The 20,982-nt window shown below is 46.0% G+C and carries 22 protein-coding genes; 9 read left to right on the top strand and 13 right to left on the bottom strand.

Features of this window, described 5'->3' with window-relative positions; genetic code table 11:
- Window position 1: 1 nt before the first annotated feature.
- The 6 genes from DN730_RS08495 to DN730_RS08520 are packed head-to-tail and all read right to left on the bottom strand — an operon-like array spanning window position 2 to window position 6,546.
- The gene (locus DN730_RS08495; RefSeq protein ID WP_115467691.1) at window positions 2-817 is read right to left on the bottom strand and encodes a symmetrical bis(5'-nucleosyl)-tetraphosphatase; all 816 of its coding nucleotides are present in this window, start codon (window positions 815-817) and stop codon (window positions 2-4) included.
- 8 nt (window positions 818-825) lie between these two features.
- Window positions 826-1,200: a Co2+/Mg2+ efflux protein ApaG gene (apaG, locus tag DN730_RS08500; RefSeq protein WP_115467692.1), complete on the bottom strand. Its 375-nt coding sequence runs from the start codon at window positions 1,198-1,200 to the stop codon at window positions 826-828.
- 3 nt (window positions 1,201-1,203) lie between these two features.
- A complete protein-coding gene (gene rsmA / locus DN730_RS08505; RefSeq protein WP_115467693.1) occupies window positions 1,204-1,998 on the bottom strand; it encodes a 16S rRNA (adenine(1518)-N(6)/adenine(1519)-N(6))-dimethyltransferase RsmA in 795 nt (264 codons plus the stop codon).
- Window positions 1,999-2,994: a 4-hydroxythreonine-4-phosphate dehydrogenase PdxA gene (gene pdxA, locus DN730_RS08510; protein ID WP_211313854.1), complete on the bottom strand. Its 996-nt coding sequence runs from the start codon at window positions 2,992-2,994 to the stop codon at window positions 1,999-2,001.
- A gap of 16 nt (window positions 2,995-3,010) precedes the next feature.
- Complete coding sequence (locus DN730_RS08515) at window positions 3,011-4,267, bottom strand: peptidylprolyl isomerase (RefSeq protein ID WP_115467694.1); 1,257 nt, start codon at window positions 4,265-4,267, stop codon at window positions 3,011-3,013.
- Window positions 4,267-6,546 (bottom strand): LPS-assembly protein LptD, encoded by a 2,280-nt coding sequence (locus DN730_RS08520; RefSeq protein ID WP_115467695.1) that lies wholly within the window; start codon window positions 6,544-6,546, stop codon window positions 4,267-4,269. Before DN730_RS08520 ends, DN730_RS08515 begins: the two co-directional genes overlap by 1 nt.
- Window positions 6,547-6,673: 127 nt before the next feature.
- On the opposite strand from DN730_RS08520, the gene djlA reads away from it, so the two are divergent.
- Window positions 6,674-7,465, top strand: coding sequence for a co-chaperone DjlA (gene djlA / locus DN730_RS08525; protein ID WP_115467696.1), 792 nt, complete (start codon window positions 6,674-6,676; stop codon window positions 7,463-7,465).
- 5 nt (window positions 7,466-7,470) lie between these two features.
- Here djlA and DN730_RS08530 read toward each other — a convergent pair whose 3' ends face one another.
- Window positions 7,471-8,418: a DUF3530 family protein gene (locus tag DN730_RS08530; RefSeq protein ID WP_115467697.1), complete on the bottom strand. Its 948-nt coding sequence runs from the start codon at window positions 8,416-8,418 to the stop codon at window positions 7,471-7,473.
- 74 nt (window positions 8,419-8,492) lie between these two features.
- Between DN730_RS08530 and rpe the strand changes: the two genes are divergently transcribed.
- Both rpe and DN730_RS08540 read left to right on the top strand, forming a co-directional pair.
- Window positions 8,493-9,167 (top strand): ribulose-phosphate 3-epimerase, encoded by a 675-nt coding sequence (rpe, locus tag DN730_RS08535; RefSeq protein ID WP_115467698.1) that lies wholly within the window; start codon window positions 8,493-8,495, stop codon window positions 9,165-9,167.
- Window positions 9,164-9,844: a phosphoglycolate phosphatase gene (locus DN730_RS08540; RefSeq protein ID WP_115467699.1), complete on the top strand. Its 681-nt coding sequence runs from the start codon at window positions 9,164-9,166 to the stop codon at window positions 9,842-9,844. The genes rpe and DN730_RS08540 overlap by 4 nt, the downstream gene beginning before the upstream one ends.
- 67 nt (window positions 9,845-9,911) lie before the next feature.
- On the opposite strand, the gene DN730_RS08545 is transcribed toward DN730_RS08540, so the two are convergent.
- The 4 genes from DN730_RS08545 to DN730_RS08560 all read right to left on the bottom strand — a co-directional run bounded on the left by DN730_RS08545 (window position 9,912) and on the right by DN730_RS08560 (window position 13,464).
- The gene (locus DN730_RS08545; RefSeq protein ID WP_115467700.1) at window positions 9,912-10,103 is read right to left on the bottom strand and encodes a hypothetical protein; all 192 of its coding nucleotides are present in this window, start codon (window positions 10,101-10,103) and stop codon (window positions 9,912-9,914) included.
- A 15-nt stretch (window positions 10,104-10,118) separates the two neighbouring features.
- Window positions 10,119-11,273, bottom strand: a complete 1,155-nt coding sequence (locus tag DN730_RS08550; protein ID WP_115467701.1) for a mechanosensitive ion channel family protein — start codon at window positions 11,271-11,273, stop codon at window positions 10,119-10,121.
- Window positions 11,274-11,288: 15 nt separating this feature from the next.
- Window positions 11,289-12,620 (bottom strand): magnesium transporter, encoded by a 1,332-nt coding sequence (locus tag DN730_RS08555; RefSeq protein ID WP_115467702.1) that lies wholly within the window; start codon window positions 12,618-12,620, stop codon window positions 11,289-11,291.
- 130 nt (window positions 12,621-12,750) lie between these two features.
- Window positions 12,751-13,464, bottom strand: coding sequence for a GntR family transcriptional regulator (locus tag DN730_RS08560; protein ID WP_115467703.1), 714 nt, complete (start codon window positions 13,462-13,464; stop codon window positions 12,751-12,753).
- Between the two features lie 184 nt (window positions 13,465-13,648).
- Between DN730_RS08560 and DN730_RS08565 the strand changes: the two genes are divergently transcribed.
- The 6 genes from DN730_RS08565 (at window position 13,649) to DN730_RS08590 (ending at window position 18,829) form a co-directional block, all read left to right on the top strand.
- Window positions 13,649-14,737, top strand: a complete 1,089-nt coding sequence (locus tag DN730_RS08565) for an aromatic ring-hydroxylating oxygenase subunit alpha (RefSeq protein ID WP_115467704.1) — start codon at window positions 13,649-13,651, stop codon at window positions 14,735-14,737.
- 11 nt (window positions 14,738-14,748) lie between these two features.
- The gene (locus DN730_RS08570) at window positions 14,749-15,714 is read left to right on the top strand and encodes a PDR/VanB family oxidoreductase (RefSeq protein ID WP_115467705.1); all 966 of its coding nucleotides are present in this window, start codon (window positions 14,749-14,751) and stop codon (window positions 15,712-15,714) included.
- A gap of 225 nt (window positions 15,715-15,939) precedes the next feature.
- Entirely contained in the window at window positions 15,940-16,518 is a 579-nt protein-coding gene (locus DN730_RS08575) for an anthranilate synthase component II (protein ID WP_115467706.1), read from the top strand.
- 10 nt (window positions 16,519-16,528) lie between these two features.
- A complete protein-coding gene (trpD, locus tag DN730_RS08580) occupies window positions 16,529-17,560 on the top strand; it encodes an anthranilate phosphoribosyltransferase (RefSeq protein ID WP_115467707.1) in 1,032 nt (343 codons plus the stop codon).
- 31 nt (window positions 17,561-17,591) lie between these two features.
- Window positions 17,592-18,404 (top strand): indole-3-glycerol phosphate synthase TrpC, encoded by an 813-nt coding sequence (gene trpC / locus DN730_RS08585; RefSeq protein ID WP_115467708.1) that lies wholly within the window; start codon window positions 17,592-17,594, stop codon window positions 18,402-18,404.
- A gap of 17 nt (window positions 18,405-18,421) precedes the next feature.
- On the top strand, window positions 18,422-18,829 hold the full coding sequence (locus tag DN730_RS08590) for an OsmC family protein (RefSeq protein ID WP_115467709.1): 408 nt from the start codon (window positions 18,422-18,424) through the stop codon (window positions 18,827-18,829).
- 53 nt (window positions 18,830-18,882) lie between these two features.
- Here the strand turns inward: DN730_RS08590 and DN730_RS08595 are convergent, their stop codons facing one another.
- On the bottom strand, window positions 18,883-19,779 hold the full coding sequence (locus tag DN730_RS08595; RefSeq protein ID WP_115467710.1) for a LysR family transcriptional regulator: 897 nt from the start codon (window positions 19,777-19,779) through the stop codon (window positions 18,883-18,885).
- Between the two features lie 61 nt (window positions 19,780-19,840).
- Window positions 19,841-20,899, bottom strand: coding sequence for a GlxA family transcriptional regulator (locus DN730_RS08600; RefSeq protein WP_115467711.1), 1,059 nt, complete (start codon window positions 20,897-20,899; stop codon window positions 19,841-19,843).
- Window positions 20,900-20,982: the final 83 nt, after the last annotated feature.

Raw genomic sequence — 20,982 nt, forward strand, 5'->3', positions numbered from 1 at the left:
CTCAAGTCAGGTTGCAGGGTGTAGTAAAGCGTATTTTGTCTTCTAGTCTTAATGCGGTGAGGGCGCCGCCCCATACACATCCTGTGTCCAGTGCATGTATATGTGGAAGATTGGTTAAGCCTTCAAGCGCTGCCCAGTGTCCGAATACTACTTGAGTTGATTCAGGCAGTTGCGTCGGGAAGGTAAACCACGGAGCATAATCTTTTCGTGCCGTGTTAGGTCCTTCCTTTGATTTTAAGTCTAGTTTACCGTTTGCTCGACAAAAACGCATTCTGGTTAAATAGTTAGTAATGGTTCGTAAACGATCCATTCCAGTGAGGCTTTCTGACCATGTGTCTGGCTGATTACCATACATAACCTGTAAAAATTCCTCTATTTGATCTGATTGAAGCATTTTTTCAACTTCTTTGCTCAAGCGAAGTGTTTCATCAAGCTTCCAGCAAGGTGGAACACCGGCGTGAGTCATAATGACATCTAGGTCTGCGTCATAATGAGATAGCGGTTGTTGGCGAAGCCATTCGATAAGTTGATCTCGGTCGCTGGCATTTAGTATGTTCTGTAATGTATCGCCACGTTTCAAGTTAGAAAAACCATGTGCTACAGCAAGCAAGTGTAAATCATGGTTACCGAGAATGACTTTAGCGTTGTCTCCAAGCGAACGCACGAAACGCAGTGTTTCGAGTGATTCATTTCCTCGGTTGATTAGGTCGCCCGCAAACCAAAGCGTATCCGTTTCAGTTGAGAACTCTATTTTTTCAAGCAAGGCTAAAAGAGGGGTCAAACAGCCCTGAAGATCACCGATCACATAGGTAGACATGTAAAACCTTAATGAACTTTATTTGGGACGGCTAACGTAAATGGAGGAATTGGAGCTTCAAATTCAATGCCATCTTCGCTTAAAAATCGGTAACTGCCATGCATACTACCAACGACCGTATCCATAACTGTCCCACTTGTGTAATCGTATGACTCACCTGGGGCAAGGTTGGGGTATTCGCCGATAACGCCCGCTCCTTTCACCTCTTGTACTTTTTCATTGCCATTGGTAATGATCCAGTGACGAGACAGTAACTTAGCCGCTTGGGTGCCGCAGTTCGTCATAGTGATATGGTAAGCGAACACATAACGGTCATCTTCAGGTACGGATTGCTCTTGAAGGTATTCGGTGCGAACAGTCACGACAATATCGTGTTCCTGCATTCGTTAATCCTTTTTGCTAATGTGGTTTGCAATGTTCACGAAGTCTTTCACATCTAAACGTTCTGGGCGCAAGCTTGGATCAATACCGAGTTGTTCGAAGTCCCCATCGCTTAATACACCCTTGTAGTTATTGCGAAGCGTTTTTCGGCGCTGTTGAAAGCCGATTCGAACACTGTCCTCAAGTTGTTTTAGATTATGTGCAACGTAAGGCATAGTTTTATGCGGGGTCATCCGTACAATTGCTGAGTCGACTTTGGGTGGCGGGTCAAAGGACTCTGGTCCTACGATAAATAAGTTGTCTACTTGACAAAAATACTGTGCCATCACGCTTAAACGGCCGTATAAGCTATCGCCTGGGCGAGCGGCTAATCGATCTACCACTTCTTTTTGCAGCATGAAGTGCATGTCATCAATATGGTTATTGAAGCTTAAGAGGTGAAAGATTAGTGGCGTTGAAATATTGTACGGTAAATTACCCACGACGCGGATGTTGCCCTGGTCTGTCAGGGTAGAAAAATCGAACTTCATTGCATCGGCTTCGTGTACGACTAAGTCCGGGTAACGAAATAGGTTGACGCGCAAGATAGGGATGAGGTCTCGATCCAGCTCTACAACGTCCATGCGTTTGGTAACGCTGATAATGCCTTCAGTTAACGCGCCTTTACCTGGGCCTATCTCAACGATACGCTGGCCCTCTTTGGGGGCAATGCATGCAACGATGCGGCGAATGATGCCAGCATCATGTAGAAAGTTCTGGCCAAAGCGTTTTCTGGCTTTATGGGGCTGTGATTTGCTCATTTAAATACTTTTTCGGGTGTTGTTTGCCATGACGATGGCATGTTCGATGGCAACTTTTAGGCTGCCATCACTTGCTTGTCCAGTGCCTGCTAAGTCTAGAGCTGTGCCGTGATCGACAGAGGTTCTAATAATGGGTAGACCGAGAGTGATGTTAACGGCACTACCAAACCCTGAATACTTTAACACAGGTAAACCTTGATCGTGATACATGGCTAAAACACAGTCGGCTTGTTCAAGGTACTTAGGTTGAAACAGTGTATCGGCGGGTAATGGGCCTATGACATCAATACCTTCATTTCGCAATTCAGTTAAAGTGGGAATGATCGTATCAATTTCTTCGCGACCTAAGTGGCCGTCTTCCCCTGCATGAGGGTTGAGTCCACATACGAGAATCTTAGGCGAGACACAGCCGAAGCGGTGTTTTAGGTCATGGTTAAGCGCTCTTGTGACGCTTTTGATAGCATTAGACGTAATCGCAGAAGAGACATCTTTCAGTGGTAAGTGAGTCGTCACCAAGGCAACGCGCATAGCGTTGCTAGCAAGCATCATTACCACCTGTGGGCTGTTACAGAGTGATTGGAAATACTCAGTGTGCCCTGAGAAATGCACCCCCGTTTCACATAGAATGCCTTTATGGACAGGCGGCGTGACGACGGCGTCAAATGTCCCTGTTAAGCAGCCTTGTCCAGCCAGGCGTAAAGTTTCCAGCACATAGGGAGCATTCGCAACATCTAATTTTCCAGCTACGGTGGTCACTGCAAGAGCCGTCGGGAGAACTCTTAGGGTACCCGCTGAATGTGTTGGTACTGCGCCGAGTTCGTTTACTTCCTCAACTGTAATAGATGCCCCGAGTTGCTGAGCGCGACGTTTAAATAGGTCTGGGTCTCCTACCACAATCAGTTTTGCGGCAAAGTCGTTTTTAAAAGCACCAATAATAATATCTGGGCCAATACCTGCCGGTTCACCTGATGTTATTGCTATCGTTGGATGGTTCAAGCGGTCACGCTCCTAATCAATTCGCTTTGCGGTCAATAAAGGCGTCAGCACGCAGCTCTGATAACCAGTTCTCTATTACGAAGTCACGTTTTTGTGCAATTAACGCTCGTTCTGCGTTAGTGCGTTTTACTTTATCGCTTATGTCGGTCTGACGACGACCTTCAACGGTCAAAATGTGCCAGCCAAATTGTGAGCGAAATGGCGCACTGATATCGCCGACAGCGGTGAGGTCCATCACTTCTTCAAATTCTGGAACCATAGTGCCAGGTGTAACCCAGCCTAGATCGCCACCCTGTAAAGTAGAGCCTTGGTCTTCACTGTATTCTTTTGCAAGCTCGGCGAAATTAGCTCCATTCTGCAGCTGGTTATACAGCTTTTCTGAAAGCTCCTGAGTTTGTTGATCATCGCGAATCTCGTTCGCTCGTACTAGTATGTGGCTGACTTTGGTTTCTTGCTGTAGAGCTACGTCTTGTGATTGCTTGTCAACAACCCAAAGTAGATGAAAGCCAGCGTTGCTTTGTAGGGGGCCTATTAATGGACCTTGTTGGTTGGCAATTGCCTGAGTAAAGAGTTTTGGGAGTTCGTTGGCCTTACGCCAACCTAAGTCACCACCTTGGATTGCAAATTGTCCTTCTGAATTCGCAATAGCCTGATTGATAAAATCTTGCTCGTTATTTATCGACGCAGCGATCTCTTCGATTTGAGCCCGCGTGTCAGCGACGTCTTTTGCACGAATAACGATATGACGTAGACGGTACTCAGCTTTGCTTTGGTTATTCTTTTGCTGGTTTGCAAGGAAATCATCAATTTCTTGTTCTGTAATGGAGATGCGAGACTGAACCACTTGTTGTCTAGCTTTGCCAATTAATATTTCGTTCTCGATCTGTTCTCGATAGCGAGCATAGTCTATGCCTTGCTGAGCGAGACGTTGGCGTAAGCCATTGATGTCTGTCTGCATATTAGAGGCGACGTTCAAAATAGCTTTGTCGACTTCACTGTTACCGACTCTTATACCAAGTTTTCGTGCATAGTTGATTTGTAGAGACTCTTCCACAAGCTGATTCAGGATTTGTCTGCGTATACTGCTGGTTAAAATGCCTCCAGGTACACGGTCTTTGACGACATCAAAACGAGCGGTAATATCACTGTCCAAAATGGCGTTGGCGTCAACAATGGCAGCAATACCGTCTAATTTCTGAGGGGCTGCTAAGGCAGGGGTTGAAGCCCAGATAGCGGTAGAGAGAAAGATTGAGCAAATAATTTTATACATCATTAATATCCGACTTTGCCTGCGTTCCAGTAGTCGTTGGCGATGCTGGATGAATCAAGGTTCTCCCGACCAACACCACTTAAACTACGTAAAATAAATTGTAAAAAGATGCCTTCTTTGTACTCGTTGGTATCATCTCGCCACCGTTGGTGGCTCAGAGATGCTTTGACACAACAGTTTTCGTAACCCAATCCATTTACATTTTTTGTCTGTTCTTGATCAATCCAGTCATAGGCTTGTTGATGGTATACATGCCAGTTTTCACTCAGCGGAATGATGGTCGAGAAACTCGACTGCTTGGTACGATCATTGGCCACTTCATCGTAAACATAAGAGAAGCTCAGGTTGAAGACAACACCGCTGTCTGGCTTGTAATTTAGGGCTGTTTGCGCAAGATCTACACGTTCTTCATCTAGATCGTAGTTAAAGTTGTTGGTAAGCGTGAAACTATTACCATTGTATGATGCGGACGTTAACAAAGCACTGCGCGGTGTGTCATCTACGGTGTTGCCAGTATTGCCAGTAAGACCTACTCTGCGATCCTTTAAATAAAAAATTTGTCCTCCCTTGAGTGTCCAGCGGTTAACGTTCTCGCTGTCGTAAAAGCGGCTTTCTAAGCCCAATGCGATTTGCTCCGTATCTCCAACTCGGTCATTGCCACTAAAGCGACTGTGTGCAAAGGCCTGGGTGTAGGTCATGCTTGGCTCACTGGCATCAAAGTTTGGGATGTCAGACTGCTCTGTGTAGGGAGAGTTCAAATACGTCAAGCGAGGTTCAAGTGTTTGACGCCAAAATTGGTTGTTAGATTTGAAAGTTCGTTCAAACGTTACGCCAGTATCTAAGTAGTAAGATAGGTGATTAAGGCTCGTATTCTCATCGCTATCGGTACTGTAGCGATGTAAATTGTAATCTCGATAATGGTGTATTGTCCCGAGGGTAATGGTGCCCCAAGCATTTTCAGTGTTGATACTAATATCTTGGTTTAAAGCGGTTCGTTGGCCGTCAATGGTATTCTCATCAGGCTCGTAGAAATCTGTGAACTGGACGTCAGGCGAGTAGCTGAAATGGCTGGTTGCATAGCCATAGGAAGCATTCACTCTTGGTAACCACTCTAATGGCTTATCCACCGTAGGATCGGGGGTTTGGTAACGCTGCACTGTTACGTCAGAGCTGAAATTCCCCTTATTGTATTGCGCATAGGCATTACGTTCGTAACTGTCTTTTTCTCCAATTGACGTGGTGTTGACTTCGGGCACTCTCTCGAGAGTGGGGTTGTCTTCAAGCAAAATGCCGACGTTAACACTCTCTGTTAATTGCTGGTCTGATGCTAGTTTGCGTAACGTTGCTTCTTCGCCTGTGTCATCATAATAGGTAGACTGTTCAAAAACGGTCTGTCCCCAGCGACTGAGGTGTCGAAACTCGACATCTAGCCCTTGTCCATTATCCTCACTACCATGCGGTATTGGGCCTGGTCCCATGCGAGTAGTAAGGTTTGGTGTAATCGTGGCGTCGTAGTTGGGCGCTAGATTCAGGTAAAATGGCGCCGAGACAGTGAGGTTGTCGTCGCCATCATAAGAAAATGATGGGAATAGGAAACCTGTCTGACGACGGTCATCGATAGGAAATCGTAACCACGGAAAATAGAATACTGGAATGCCGTCAATACGAATTTGAATGTGCTTTGCTGTACCAAAACCACTGTTTGGGTTTAGCTCAATACTTGATCCATATAGCTGCCAATTGGTTTCACCAGGCTCGCACGTAGTGTAAAAGCCTTCCTTGATGAAGATTACGCCATCTTGGGCGCGTGCTATTTGGGTTGCAGCGCCTCGCACCCTCGTACTGTGTGATAAAAACTTGGCGTTATCGAATCGTGCTGTCTTGTTATCCGACGTGTTACTAACCAAAGCAGAGGAGCTTCTTATCAATTGATTTTCAGCGCGTAAGGTAACGTGACCATCTGCTTGATAATATTCGCTTGGAACACCTTGAATGACATCCGCATTCAATGTTGAAGCAGGTTGTCTCAGTGTTGCAGCACCTTTCATATGTAAGGTGCCTTGCTCATCACGGTAAATCATGTCGGCGAGCAGATGAGTGTTAGCGCCGTCGGAGGCTTCCCAACCATCAATGTAAGTCCCACGACAATATTGATTCAGTGTTGACTGCTGGGTGGCAGTCAACGACTCTCTAGGGACCCAGTCCCATTCATTTGCATGAACGATAGGCAAGATGAAAAGACTTTGAAATAATAGGGCGTAGTAACGTATATGCTTAGGCATGCAAGGTATACTAAATCTTTTGTTGGTGCTCGTTACGCAGTAAGCGAGACACATTTAAGTCAATGTTGGCGACAAATAATAATCTATGCGCCCCCTAAGGGGCTACCAATTCTGGAGAAATATCTTTATGTGGAAATGGATAGGGGCAATCGTTGGTGTTATGTTTGCCGGCTTCTTGGGCTTGATTGCAGGGTTCTTTATTGGCTCCTTTGTTGATCGTGCTAAAAGTGCTCAAGGCGGTAATCGACGTACTGGAGCCTCTATGGCGGAACAGCAGCAGGTGTTTTTCCAGACGTTATTTCAACTGATGGGGCGTTTAGCTAAATCTGACGGTCAAGTAACCAGTGCTGAAATAGAGTTGGCTAAAGCAGTCATGCAACGCCTGCGTTTAACGCCAGACGCGCAGCGCCAAGCGCAAACCCTGTTTAATGAAGGTAAAAGCGAAGCGTTTGATGTTGATGCCGCACTTGCTCGCTTTAAACGTATTGTCGGCTCCCGTTTGCTGATGCGCTCAATGATAGAAGTCTTATTGCTTTCGGCCTACGCAGATGGCTATTTTAGCTTGGAAGAGAAGTCTTTGCTTGGGCAAATTTGTGCCCAGCTGGGGATGTCAGAAGCAGAATTTAACGACATTCATGAGCAGGTGAAGCGCCAAGCACATTTCCATCAAGGGTATCAACAACAGTCCGAAGGCGGGGAATCTTCACCCGCATTACTCAAAGCGGCCTATGAAGTTTTAGGCGTGACGGAAGACATGAGTGACTCCGATATCAAAAAAGCCTATCGCCGCTTAATGAGCCAAAATCACCCTGATAAGTTGAGTGCAAAAGGTTTGCCTGATGAGATGATTGAACTGGCAAAAGAGCGTACTCAAGAAATTCAATCGGCCTATGAATTAGTAAAAAAATCTCGTAAATAAGCGATCTAATCTAACGGGCTATTATAAAACAGCTCTTTATCGAAAGTAGGGAGCTCTTTGCGTTGTCCTTGTTGTACCGTATTTTGTTTTAAAAATCCCCATACGCGTTGCACTAGACGCTTGTTCCCAGACGGGTCATAGCGAGCGTCAGGTAGCGCGTTGATTTGCGTATACGACTTGCTTCGGTTGGTGCGCTTGTTAGCGGCAGACTGTCGCCAGAGAGCAAATTGATGATCTTGAAAGGTGCGGTCGAAGTAATAATCGAGTACTGGCAGCCGAAGCTTTCTAATTTCTTGTGAGAGCTGAAATTGGGAAACGGGTGCAATGGTTTTGGGCTCGATTAATACCAGTGCTTGCCCAACGATATTATTTTCGGCGGTATAACGCAGTGCGTAGGCCGCACCCGTTCGATACCCCAGATATACCACTTGGTTGTACCCTTTTTCACGTATTCGCGACAAAGCTGCGTCAACACGTGCAAACACAATCTCCTCATTTGGGAGGTTGGCTTGAATTTCCACCTCAGAGTTTTCTTCATTATCATTCAGAGTCGCCAAGGCTCCTCGCTCGATAATGTCTGGCACTTCTATCGAAAGGCTACACCAGCTGTGTTCAGGGAGGCTGTAGCGTAAAGGAGATACCACCTGGGGCCAGTCTGGATGGCCGTGATCGTTATGTAAAATCAACACACACCCTTGTGGGTCACCACTTGTTGACTCTTCAAATAGCCCCAAAAAAGAGGTGCCATTCGCTTCGATGGTTTCAAGTTGGTGTGGGTGACTTTGGGAAATGCGTTCGATAAGACCGTCTATCCGTGTCTGTTGTGGTGTCGGAGAAACACGCTCTTCATTGTTCGTGTTGCTGTTTGTTGAAGTTGAATCATCACCTTCTGCAGCGATCACGCAAGATGACACATACAAACTGATAGCGATGGCGAGCGTTAATTTCTTCATTGATTTCAATACTTATGCACGACGGCTTGTTAAAATGTAATCGAAATAACATTCTGTCATTGCCGGAGCGAAATATGAAAGACTTTCTTATTGCCCCCTCTATATTATCTGCTGATTTTGCCCGTTTAGGCGAAGAAGTGGATAACGTTTTGGAGGCAGGTGCGGACATTATTCATTTTGATGTAATGGATAATCACTACGTCCCAAACCTTACGATTGGGCCTATGGTGTGTAAAGCGTTGCGCAATCACGGCGTAACCGCCGATATTGATGTGCATTTGATGGTTAAACCTGTCGATCGTCTGATCGGTGACTTTATTGAGGCTGGAGCGAGCTACATAACATTTCATCCACAAGGCAGTGAGCACATCGATCGATCATTACAAATGATTCGTGAAGGAGGCTGTAAATCGGGCTTGGTGTTTAACCCAGCAACGCCACTAGATGATTTGAAATATGTCATGGACAAGGTTGATATGATTCTTCTGATGTCAGTTAACCCAGGTTTTGGTGGGCAGAAATTCATTCCTGCAACACTTGATAAGCTTCGTGAAGCACGTCGTCTGATTGATGAAAGTGGTTATGACATTCGTTTAGAAGTCGATGGCGGAGTCAGTGAGAAAAACATAGCTGAGATCGCTGCCGCAGGGGCAGATACCTTTGTAGCCGGTTCAGCAATTTTTAATAAACCAGATTATAAAACCGTCATTGATCAAATGCGCAGTGAATTGGCAGGCCTTGATCGATGAGGACGCCTAAGCATTTGCAGCGGTTGTTTGATGGTTGGCCAGATCTCGTCTGCTTTGATCTTGATGGCACCTTGGTTGACAGTGTTCCAGATATTGCGAATGCCGTGGATAAAGCCTTGCTGTCACAAGGAGCCGAGCCCGCTGGAGAGGTAAATGTGCGAGGTTGGATAGGTCACGGCTCAACGACGTTGATTCGACGTGCCATGATATGGGCTGACGTGCCTGAAGAGCATTATGAAGACGTTTATAGTGGTTTTTTAAAAGCTTACTTCGAGCATTTGGCTGACGAATCAACTTTGTATTCGAATGTTGAGTCCGTTCTTAAGGCTTTTAAACATCAAAATGTCCCCATTGCTTTGATTACGAATAAGCCAAGTGTTTTTGTAAAACCTTTATTGGACCACTTTGGAATTTCAAGTTACTTTAGCTGGATGTTGGGCGGGGATTCTTTGGACGAAAAGAAGCCATCGCCCGTACCTCTGTTACATTGTGCTGAAGATGTGGATGCCGAGCCAGCGCGATGCTTAATGATTGGCGATTCGCTCGCGGACCACAATGCTGCGCGAGCCGCTGGATTTAAAAGTGCGTTGGTCACCTACGGGTATAACCATGGACTTGATTTAACAACGCTCGAAGCAGATGTTTTGATTGATGATTTAGTAGAGATGTTAACGTAATTACAATGACGCTCGGCTCGAAAAATGCAGGCGTATTGCGTGCATTTTTCGATTGCGCCGATTGTGTTTACTGTGATGGCGGGGTGTCATCAAACGTGAACCAGTATTTCCATAAGCAATAGCCTGTCATTGCGGCAAAGATCACGCTCCACATTGGATTTCCTGTAAACCATTCTAATAAAGCCCAGCCCGCACAAAATGCTGTTACAGCAATACGTCGCCATTTAGGGCGGAAAAATTCTTGCTCAGAATCACTCACGATAAATTCCTTAATCTAATTAGACGATGTCGCCGAATGGTCTTTTGTTTGGTTGGTTTGCTGAGGTGGCTCTTGAGCCGCCGCTTCCTGCTCAGATTCATTGAACAAGTGCAGAGTACGAGTTGGGAAAGCCACTTCAGCACCGTGTTTTTCAATGATTTTCATCGCCTGAAAGAGAACATCTTGTTTCACTTCGTGATATTTGGCCCATTGTACCGTTTTGGTGTATGCGTAGATAAAAAAGTCGAGCGATGAAGGGCCAAATTGATTGAAGTTAACCATGTAGATTTGGTTGCTATCTATTTCATCATGATTACCAACCATGTCTTTGATTTCTTCTATGATTTTTTCCAACTTGGCAAAGTCGCTGTAGCGTACACCAACTGTTTCATTAATGCGGCGGTGCGACATTCGGGATGGGTTTTCAACTGATATGGTGGAGAAGGTGGCGTTGGGTACATATAAAGGTCTCATATCAAATGTGCGAATTCGAGACTGACGCCAACCAATGTGCTCGACTGTGCCTTCGATGTTCTGATCGGGAGAGCGAATCCAGTCACCGACAGCAAAAGGTCGGTCAAGGTAGACCATTAATCCGCCAAAGAAGTTCGCCAGTAGGTCTTTCGCTGCGAAGCCGACCGCGATACCGCCGATACCGCCAAATGCCAACACACCTGAAATGCTGTACCCCATTGTTTGTAGAACGACCAGCAGCGAAGTGATAATGACCGTCGCGCGTAATAGTTTGCTGATGGCGCTGGCCGTCGTGTAATCAACAGGCTTTTTCGTGGCTCGCCCTGACGTTAGCGCACTTTCGGTGCCTTTTACGCAACGAAGTAAGAACCAAGTCAGGATAACGATGACACCAATCTCTCGAACTCTGGTGATGATCTCGGTCAGGTTTTCATCCAAAGTGGTGTCAGATATTTCAGCCGCAATACTTAAGCCTACTAACCAGATAAAAAGTCGTATAGGGGTACGAGCCGCTTCGATCAGCATGTTGTCCCAAGGGTTTCGGGTTCGCTGTAGTTGGGCATCTAAACGCTTTAAAATACGGTTGACGATAAAATTCAATACCAGCGTTGCGAAGACGACGATAAAGACGCGAACAATCCAATGCATCTTTGAGTCGCCTAGGCCAATGTAGGTTTGCATGGTTTCCCAAGTCATTTTGTTATTGACTCCCTATAATAGTAGTAACGTACCCAAGCCCAGGAAGGCTATGTAACCTGCAATATCTGTCACGGTGGTAAGGATAACAGACCCAGACAAAGCAGGGTCAATTTTAAGCTTGTCCAATATGACGGGAATGATGACGCCTGAGAGCGCAGCCATGATGATATTGATTACGATGGCTAGGCCAATGGTTAGTCCTAAAAGAGGGCTGTGGAACCACCATAACACCATGCCTCCGATGCAGATCGCCCACACAACACCGTTTAACCCCCCAACTTGGATTTCCTTTTTGAGTAGAGACACTAAGTTGGAACGTGTGATCTGACCAAGGGCTAGGCCCCGCACAATCAGGGTTAGGGTTTGACTGCCTGCGATGCCACCCATAGAGGCAACTATAGGCATTAGAACTGCTAGCGCAACGACCTGTTCTAATGTTGTTTGGAATAGTCCAATAAATGCTGAGGCTAAAAAGGCAGTTAACAAGTTAATGCCTAACCAAATGCCGCGTGATGCGGCACTGCGACGTACAGGAGAGAATAGGTCTGATTCTTCATTCAGACCGGCGGTCGACATCTGACTAGACTCCAGCTCTAAACGGCGGGCTTCCAAAGCATGTCCTGCATGAAATCGGCCGACGAGTAAGTGGTTTTCGTCAACGACGGGTAAGGCAGATTGTTCGACTTTTTCGAGCTGTTCTGCCGCTTTAATAACATCCGTGTCTGCCGTTAAAAACGGATGATCTTCAATGATTAAGCTTGATACTGGATCATGCGGTTGTGCGTTCAAAAGGGCGTTGATTTGAACGCAGCCTACCCAGCGCCCCGTCCGATTTACTAGATAGATGATGTCGGAGTATGCAGAATCGGCGCGTTTGAATAATCGCATCGCTTCGGATACTCGGATTGTCTGAGCGGCAACAATTAGCTCATGATCTACCCAGCGCCCGACTTCATCCTCATCATAGGTGACACCCTGGTGGTAATATTCCCGCTGCTTCGAATCCATTTTTTGCAGCGCAATCTCGATCATTTGGTCGGGTAGAGAGTCCGCTATTTCGAGTAAATCTTCAGCATCGACATCCGAAAATAGGGCGGCTATTTCGTAGTCTTCAAGTTCTTTTAAAAGTAGGGTTCTTGTCTCACCCCGCATTTCCACCAAAATATCGAGGCGATTGGATTGTTTGATTGTATCCCATGCGATGCGACGCTGAGATACGGGGATCGATTCCAACGCGAGTGCCACATCGTCAGGTAGCATGTTACTGATAGCGGCATTGATGGCGTCTTGAGATAGGTCTTCTTGGTTTAACAGTTCTATGAGTTCAGCAATAGGGTTGGACAAAGCAAAGCCCCTTAAGTACGGCTAAAGTTGATGCATAACAGTGTGCGGTATCTAACTAGCTGAATCAATTAGATTAATTTAAAACATGATGAATGTTCTGTGTACGGCACTGTTGTATCACTTCAAAGTGCTACGGGTTCTCTGATCCATTAATGATGGTTAGATTGTGCTCATTTCTTGGCCCATGAATGAAGCCAAATGTCGCATTCGCGTGCTCCCTCATAATGCCTTCTGCTCGCGTACCTAAGCCTTGAATAATGGCGTAAAATACATGATGGTGCTGTTGATGTGCAAAGGCAAAGCGTTTGGATTCGTGGGCCATGTTATTGGGATCAAATGCCAGCGCACTAGCGGACGCGAATGGTAAGTGCTCACTGCGGCTGAGTGCCGCTTGAATAGCAGGGTTCTGAGCGGCTTCAATGATGATGTCATGGAACTGTTTGTTAATTTGCTGATACTGCTCCAGCGCGGCTTCGGTAACGGTTGTCCCATTTAATACAAGGGCATCACCTTGATCCAGCAAAGATTGCAACATTTGGCGCTGGTGTTCAGTGAGTCCCCGCTCTGCTGCTTGTCGAGCGGCGAGACCCTCTAATACACCACGTACTTCTACTGCACCTTCGATTTCGGATGTCGACACGGTGCGTACTTCATATCCTCGTCTGGGCAGCTTTGTGAGCAGCCCTTCTTGTTCTAGCGCTCTAAAGGCAATGCGCACAGGTGTGCGCGAGACCCCTAAGTTCTCTGCAGTGGGGATTTCTGCTAAGCGTGTGCCAGCTGCAAGCTCTCCACTAAGTATTTTCTGTCTGAGAGTTAAGACAACATGATTATTGGAGCGACTCATGATTGTTCCTTGGTTAGTTGGATCCAATTGCTTGTATTAGACCCTATTTTTTTTTCAATTCAACTAATAAGTTGTGGTTATTCTAATTATTGGATCCATTATGCAGTTTTTTTATGAACGTTTTGCTCTTGATTGGTATATATTGGATCCATAGAGAACAACAAAAAATAATTTGGAGATTTGTATGAGCCAGCCAACTTTCCCAAAAAATACCTGGTACGTCGCAGCAATGTCAGACGAAATTGGTACTGAGAAGCCTTTAGGGCGCAAGATTTGTGGTGAAAGTATTGCGTTTTATCGTCCATCGGAAAATGAAATTGCAGCCGTTTTAGACTTTTGTCCGCACCGAGGTGCTGCGATGTCTTTAGGTTTCGTAGAAGATGGCTTATTGGTTTGCGGTTATCACGGTTTAAAAATGGGTGCAGACGGTAAAACCAAAGAAATGCCTCTTCAGCGAGTACAGGGCTTTCCTTGTATGAAGTCATTTGCTGTGGAAGAGCGTTATGGATTTATTTGGGTTTGGCCGGGTGATCAAGACCTTGCTGATCCAAGTTTAATTCCTGTTCAAGAATGGGCAGAAAGTGACGAATGGGCATTTGGTGGCGGCCTTTACTACATTAAATGTGATTACCGTTTAATGATTGATAATTTGATGGATCTGACTCATGAAACTTATGTGCATGCGTCGAGCATTGGTCAAAAAGAGATTGACGAATCGCCGGTAGATACAAGCGTCAATGGCGATGAAGTGATTACCAGCCGATCAATGGAAAATATTATCGCCCCGCCATTTTGGCAAGCTGCATTAGAGGCTAACGGATTACCTAAAGATGCGCCGGTAGATCGTTGGCAGCGCTGCCGATTCAATCCACCTTCCCATGTCATGATCGATGTGGGGGTGGCGTTGGAAGGGCATGGTGGTTTTGATGCCCCGCAAGACAAAAAAGCCAGCAGTACGGTTGTAGATTTCATCACTCCAGAGACAGAAGACACAATGTGGTACTTTTGGGGAATGGCTCGGAACTTTAAAGCGGATGATCAGGCACTGACGGATTCGATCCGTGAAGGTCAAGGCGGTATCTTTAAAGAAGATTTGGAAGTCTTGGAACGTCAACAAGCCAACCTTAAAGCATTCCCTGATTATGATTTGCTGAAGTTAAATATTGATGCGGGTGGTGTGCAATCTCGTCGTGTCATTGAGCGTATTATTAAAGCTGAAAGCGCTAGCAAAATTGCATCAAATGATGTTCCGCTGCAAACGATCTCATTCTAAGGAAGGTCAATATGATTGAAGTCGTTGTATTAAACAAAGTGCAAGAGGCATCAGCTGTGGTGCGCCTAGTGTTAGGAAAGGCAAATGATACACCGTTGCCTTCTTTTGAAGCAGGTGCACATATTGATATAAAGCTCCCCAGTGGCTTACTGCGTCAATATTCATTGTGTCGCTTACAATCTGATCCTCGTTACTATGAAATTGCGGTGTTAAAAGACCCTCAATCTCGTGGCGGATCTGAAGAGGTGCATGGCTTGAGCATTGGGGATGTTGTGCACGTCAGTGAACCGAAAAATCACTTTCCACTGCGTAGTAAAGAGGCTAAGTCGCTTTTGCTTGCAGGCGGAATCGGCATTACGCCACTACTGCCAATGGCGCAAACATTGCAGTGTGCAGGAACGCCGTTTGAGTTTCATTACTGTGGTCGTTCACCAAGTACGGCTGCTTTTTCAGACGTGCTGAAACAGGCCTCGTTTGCAGATAAGATGCATTTCCACTTTGATAGCGGTGCTCAGAATCCGGGCCGGATAGACCTGCATAAAGTGATGAGTGAACATGTTGCCGACGCGGATTTGTATGTTTGCGGCCCTGCTGGGTTCATAGAAAGTGTATTAGAGCACGCTGCTGCATTAGGTTGGCCTGAAGATCGTGTTCATCGAGAATTCTTTGCTGCGCCAGCAATGGATGTCAATGTCGAAGACAATCATGCATTTCAAGTTAAAATTGCGGGTACAGGTCAAGTGTTAGACGTTGCGCCTAATCAGTCGATCAGTGACGCATTAGAAGAGAACGCTATCTTTGTGCCTGTCTCTTGTGAAGAGGGCGTATGCGGAACATGTTTAACCAATGTCATTTCTGGCGAAATAGAGCATCGCGATGTCTTTTTGAGCAAGAAAGAGCGTGAAGAAGGTAAGCAAATCTTGACGTGTTGCTCGCGCGCAAAAAATGCTGGCGGACTGATTGAGTTAGATCTCTGATCCATATTGATACTGGGTACGTTTTGCAAAGCGCTGGACTTAGGTCTGGCGCTTTTTCGTATATTGTCGGGGTCAAGATTAGGGTTGTCTCATAGCGCTCAATATGACATTCATGTAGTATTGGGCGTGCTCAAATTTTCTCCTTTCATCGCCGAATCTAGGCATTAGCGGATACCATTGAGCCTACTATATAAACAGCTTTACATTTCAGTGGTTTGAAACTCTATGGTTCTGATGATCGATAACTACGATTCGTTCACCTATAACTTGGTGCAATATATTCGTGAGTTAGGGTATGACGTTGAGGTGCGCCGTAATGATGCCCTCACAATCCGCGATATCGAGGTGCTAGCACCGAGTCACATCGTTATTTCACCTGGTCCATGTACGCCAAATGAAGCAGGGATCTCGCTGAGTGCAATTGAGTATTTTGCAGGGCGTATTCCTTTGTTGGGGATCTGTCTTGGTCATCAAAGCATCGCTCAAGTATTCGGTGGAGATGTCATTCGTGCTAAAACAGTGATGCATGGCAAAACCTCTAAGGTGTACCATAAAGGGATTGGTGTGTTTCAAGGATTACCTAATCCTTATACAGCAACTCGATATCACTCATTAGTTGTTAAGCAAACGACGTTACCAGAATGTTTTGAGGTGACTGCATGGACACAAAATGATCAAGGCGAGTTAGATGAAATCATGGGATTACGTCATACATCATTGAAAATAGAAGGGGTGCAATTTCACCCTGAGTCAATTTTAACAGAGCATGGTCACGCTCTATTAGACAACTTTTTTAAACACTAGGAGTTGGCAGGTGAACATACAACAAGCGATCGCTCGAGTCGTTGATAAACAAGACCTCACGGGCGAAGAAATGCGTGATGTAATGAACAGCATTATGACATGCCAAACCACAGACGCTCAGATCGGCGGCTTCTTGATAGGCCTGCGTATGAAGGGCGAGACGGTTGAAGAAATTATTGCGGCAGCACAAGTAATGCGTGAGTTGTCGACAAAAGTAGATTTGGGTGGTGATGAAATAGTCGATACCTGTGGGACAGGTGGCGACGGCAAGCACTTATTCAATGTCTCAACGGCTGCGGCGTTTGTCGCTGCGGGTGCGGGGGTGCATGTTGCTAAGCATGGTGGCCGCTCCGTATCGTCTAAATCCGGTAGTGCGGATGTACTGGAGCGCGCAGGTGTTCACCTAGGACTCAATAGTGAACAAGTGAAGCGCAGTGTTCAGGAAATAGGCTTAGGCTTTATGTTTGCGCCGAACTATCATTCGGCCATGCAATATGCCATCGGGCCTCGTAAAGAGATGGCCACACGTACTATTTTCAATTTGTTAGGGCCGTTAACCAATCCTGCTGGCGCTAAGCGACAAGTGATGGGTGTGTTTGCCCGCGAATGGGTGCGCCCTATTGCAGAAGTTTTAAAAGCGCTCGGAAGCTCTCACGTCTTAGTCGTTCATTCCGCAGACGGACTTGACGAAATCAGTATTTCAGACAAGACGTATGTTGCAGAGCTAAAAGACGGAGAAGTGACCGAATACGACATTGCACCAGAAGATTTCGGCATTGAACGCCAACCGCTGACTGAGGTGCAAGCTCACGATTCTGAGTCTAGCCTCGAAATGTTGAAAACTGCCATTGAAGGCAAAGGTCTTGTCAATGCACCGAGAGACATTGTCGTACTGAACGCTGGTGCAGCCATTTATGTATCAGGTGTCGCTGATACCCTAGCTGAGGGGATTGCGATCGCCGAGGATGTTGTAGGTGGTGGTTTAGCGAAGATTAAGTTGCAAGAACTGGCAAGCTTTTCGCGTTGTTATATGCCTGATTAAATTGAAACCGTATAGATAGTAGAGACCTATTATGCAAGTCGAGACTCCTACAATTTTAAGAAAAATCGTTGCGCGGAAACACGAAGAAGTTGCGGAGCGACTTGTTCGAACGCCTTTCGCCAATCTTGAAATTGCGGCTGCGGCTGCCAATGCGCATAACCCTGTCCGAGGATTTGCAAGTGCGTTGCGCCGAAAGATTTCGCAGGGAAAAGCGGGTGTCATTGCAGAGGTGAAGAAAGCGTCACCTAGCAAAGGTGTCATTCGTGAAAATTTTTCTCCCAAAGATATCGCGAAATCATATGAAAAAGGCGGAGCAGCGTGCCTTTCAGTGCTGACAGATAAAGATTATTTTCAAGGGCACGAAGACTTTCTGGTAGAGGCTCGTGCGGCCTGTTCTTTGCCCATCATCCGCAAGGATTTCATTGTTGATCCTTATCAAGTAATGGAAGCACGTGCCATCGGAGCGGATTGCATATTGCTGATTGCTGCGTGTTTGAATGGTAAGGAGCTAAGAGAACTTGATCAATTAGCGCGAGACCTTTCAATGGATGTGTTAGTGGAGGTGCACAACCGAGCAGAGCTTGATCTTGCGCTCGAGAATACCAAAACTGAATTGTTAGGGATCAACAATCGAGATTTGCATACGTTTGAGTTGAGCTTACAAACAACCTTTGAGTTGATGGGAGCTGTTCCGAAAGATCGTCTCATAGTGACTGAGAGCGGTATCCACACTCGTGATGATGTGGCTGCAATGCGTGAAAATGATATCCATGCGTTCTTAGTAGGGGAATCTTTTATGAAAGCGGATAACCCTGGCGACAAGCTTGCAGAATTATTTAAATAAGTTTGAGAGAGTGACTGATGAAAACAAGTGTTGCGTGGCAAGAAGACGTTCATTTTACGGCTGAAACTGGGTCAGGCTTCAAAATTGAGATAGACGGTTCTCAAACAGCTGGACCGCGTCCAATGGAGTTGATTCTTGCAGGCTTGGGCGGGTGTACATCGTATGATGTGGTCGGTATTTTGAAGAAGGCGCGTCAGGATGTTGTTTCTTGTGTTGCCCATGTAGATGCTGATCGAGCCGAAACCGTGCCCTCGGTGTTTACTGAAATTCGTGTTCATTTTGTGGTGACGGGCCGTAAGATAAAAGAGAACCACGTGGCTCGCGCTGTGAAACTGTCAGCGGAAGAATATTGCTCGGCCTCTCTTATGTTAGAGCGGGGCGGCGTGAACATCGTTCACAGCTATGAGATTGTTGAAGTCGAATAACGTATTGGTGATGCGATAAAAAGCCCCAGTAAATTGATTTTACTGGGGCTTTTTTACGTCAGTGCATCAATCATTTCGATAAAGGTTTCTTGAATGAGATTAGGCGTGTGGGAGGTGCGTGTCACAACAGAAAATGTTGTGTAGTAACTATGGCGCTCTTCTAGGATGGGGCGAAACTCCCCTTTTTCTTGCCAGCTTGCCGCCAAATGATCCGGTAAAAAGCCAATATACTGTCCAGTACGAATCAAAAAAACGATGCCTTCACGGTCCGTTGCCGTAGCTGCAGGTTTCAGCGCCTGATGGTGTGCTTTTATTGCTGCGGTTTGGGCATAAGCGGGTATCACTGCATCATAGTTTTGTAAGTCTATATGACTAAGTTCTGCGTCACTCATATTGAATAATGGATGACTGCGATCACAGTAAAGCAAAGAGCGTTCTTGATATAAGGGGCGGTATGTCAGCCCATTAATAACCCGCAGCTCTGGCACAATACCTACATGCAGTTGCCCATCTAAAATCTTTTGTTCGATGACTGTAGGGGGAATCATTCTGATGTTGATTGTGATGTCTGGGCCGCGTACTTTTAATTCTGAAAGTGCCTGGGTTACTTTCATGTGCGGAATCGTGACGAGATTGTCGGTGATGCCAATATTGAACTCGCCTTTCATATTGTCATGTAATGTATTGACGCTTGTGCGAAAGTTTTCAATCGAGGCGATTAATTGAAGGGTATAGTTATAAACTTGCGCCCCTTCGTTGGTGAGAGAGAAACCAGAGCGACCTCGTTGGCATAGTTTGAAGCCTAATCGAGTTTCTAAATCGGACATGGCAATGCTGATGGCGGCTCGAGAGATGTTGAGCTCCACCTCGGCTGCAGAAAATCCACCACATTCAACGACGGCTTTGAATATCCTTAAGGTACGAATGTCCGTGTCGCTTACTTGTCCCATTCCATTTTTACTGGCCAAATTGTGTTCTCGTCTTTTTGAAGGTTTTGAATGCTATGTCTGCTTAATTTGAAGGCTTTTTCAGCGATTTTTTACGGAAGTTGCTGGGAGCCGAGCCAAAATAGTCCTTAAAGCAGTTACTAAAATGACTTGAGCTGACGAACCCACTCGCAATAGCCACTTCAATAATCGGTTTGTTGGTTTGTTGTAGCAAACGCCGAGCATACGTTATGCGTAATTCAAGGTAATAACGAGATGGGCTTGTTTCTAGGTTGGTTTGAAATAAGCGCTCTAATTGACGTCGAGAAATACTGGCGTAATGGATTAACTCTTCTAGCGTGAGCGGTTCTTCGATGTTGTTGCGCATCAGCTCCAATACTTTACGTAAGGAGTCTGGGTAATGCTTATCGTCAGTAGGTTCTTGCAGTGGTTGGACTGACGTTTCAGAGAGCTGGTCACATCTCAAAATTTCCGTGACGGCTCTTGCGATGCGATTGCCTTGAAAGTGCTCGACCAGCAACAGCATCATCGAGAGAGCGCTCATCGGGCCGGCGCCTGTTACGATTCTGCCATCGAAAATGGATGTTTCGCTGGCAATGGAGATGTCTTGAAAATGTTCTTTGACATAGGGGTGGTTATCCGAATGAACGGCAATGCGCGCGTTGTCTAAAACACCCGCGTGGGCAAGCGATATAGCGCCATTCCACAATCCTCCTAGATATAAACCTTGGCGGTGACAGTGTCTCAAAAACTCACTTAATTTACTGTATTCACCCAGTTGGCAGCGATAGCCCCCGCAAACGATAATGACGTCGAATGGGATGCGCTCAGCCTCGACATGATCCTCCACTTTAAAACTGGTGGAAATCTCGATGCCTAAATCACTGGTAACCGTCAGGCTCTCAAGACCAAAGGTTCGGTAATCAAAGAGATTATCTGTCTGAACGAGGTTGGAAGTAACGAGTGCATCGACAGCGCCCGTGAACGCAACCATCGAGAAGTTTTCTAGCAAGACAAAACCAACCATTACCGGTCTATCAACGCCACCGGACTGACCAAGATGAGGGTGATTAGTGTCTGCATTAGCAGGACTAAAATGCTTTTTGTGGTTGTGTTGTGTCATATTTGACTAGGCTTCCTGAAAGGCGTTTCGTCAGTAATTGTGCAAGTGTAAGACAAACCCATCTTCAAGGTAAGTGTCCGCTC

This window comes from Marinomonas piezotolerans, assembly GCF_003362755.1.
Lineage (GTDB): Bacteria > Pseudomonadota > Gammaproteobacteria > Pseudomonadales > Marinomonadaceae > Marinomonas > Marinomonas piezotolerans.

Bases quoted from the DNA above. Each gene is read 5' to 3' on its own strand.
- DN730_RS08560 (WP_115467703.1), bottom strand. From the start codon at position 13,464: ATGAGTCGCTCCAATAATCATGTTGTCTTAACTCTCAGACAGAAAATA.
- DN730_RS08595 (WP_115467710.1), bottom strand. From the start codon at position 19,779: ATGGGACAAGTAAGCGACACGGACATTCGTACCTTAAGGATATTCAAA.
- DN730_RS08590 (WP_115467709.1), top strand. From the start codon at position 18,422: ATGAAAACAAGTGTTGCGTGGCAAGAAGACGTTCATTTTACGGCTGAA.
- DN730_RS08565 (WP_115467704.1), top strand. From the start codon at position 13,649: ATGAGCCAGCCAACTTTCCCAAAAAATACCTGGTACGTCGCAGCAATG.
- DN730_RS08520 (WP_115467695.1), bottom strand. From the start codon at position 6,546: ATGCCTAAGCATATACGTTACTACGCCCTATTATTTCAAAGTCTTTTC.
- DN730_RS08550 (WP_115467701.1), bottom strand. From the start codon at position 11,273: ATGACTTGGGAAACCATGCAAACCTACATTGGCCTAGGCGACTCAAAG.
- DN730_RS08540 (WP_115467699.1), top strand. From the start codon at position 9,164: ATGAGGACGCCTAAGCATTTGCAGCGGTTGTTTGATGGTTGGCCAGAT.
- apaG (WP_115467692.1), bottom strand. From the start codon at position 1,200: ATGCAGGAACACGATATTGTCGTGACTGTTCGCACCGAATACCTTCAA.
- DN730_RS08515 (WP_115467694.1), bottom strand. From the start codon at position 4,267: ATGATGTATAAAATTATTTGCTCAATCTTTCTCTCTACCGCTATCTGG.
- rpe (WP_115467698.1), top strand. From the start codon at position 8,493: ATGAAAGACTTTCTTATTGCCCCCTCTATATTATCTGCTGATTTTGCC.
- DN730_RS08600 (WP_115467711.1), bottom strand. From the start codon at position 20,899: ATGACACAACACAACCACAAAAAGCATTTTAGTCCTGCTAATGCAGAC.
- DN730_RS08570 (WP_115467705.1), top strand. From the start codon at position 14,749: ATGATTGAAGTCGTTGTATTAAACAAAGTGCAAGAGGCATCAGCTGTG.
- rsmA (WP_115467693.1), bottom strand. From the start codon at position 1,998: ATGAGCAAATCACAGCCCCATAAAGCCAGAAAACGCTTTGGCCAGAAC.
- DN730_RS08495 (WP_115467691.1), bottom strand. From the start codon at position 817: ATGTCTACCTATGTGATCGGTGATCTTCAGGGCTGTTTGACCCCTCTT.
- djlA (WP_115467696.1), top strand. From the start codon at position 6,674: ATGTGGAAATGGATAGGGGCAATCGTTGGTGTTATGTTTGCCGGCTTC.
- DN730_RS08575 (WP_115467706.1), top strand. From the start codon at position 15,940: ATGGTTCTGATGATCGATAACTACGATTCGTTCACCTATAACTTGGTG.
- trpC (WP_115467708.1), top strand. From the start codon at position 17,592: ATGCAAGTCGAGACTCCTACAATTTTAAGAAAAATCGTTGCGCGGAAA.
- DN730_RS08530 (WP_115467697.1), bottom strand. From the start codon at position 8,418: ATGAAGAAATTAACGCTCGCCATCGCTATCAGTTTGTATGTGTCATCT.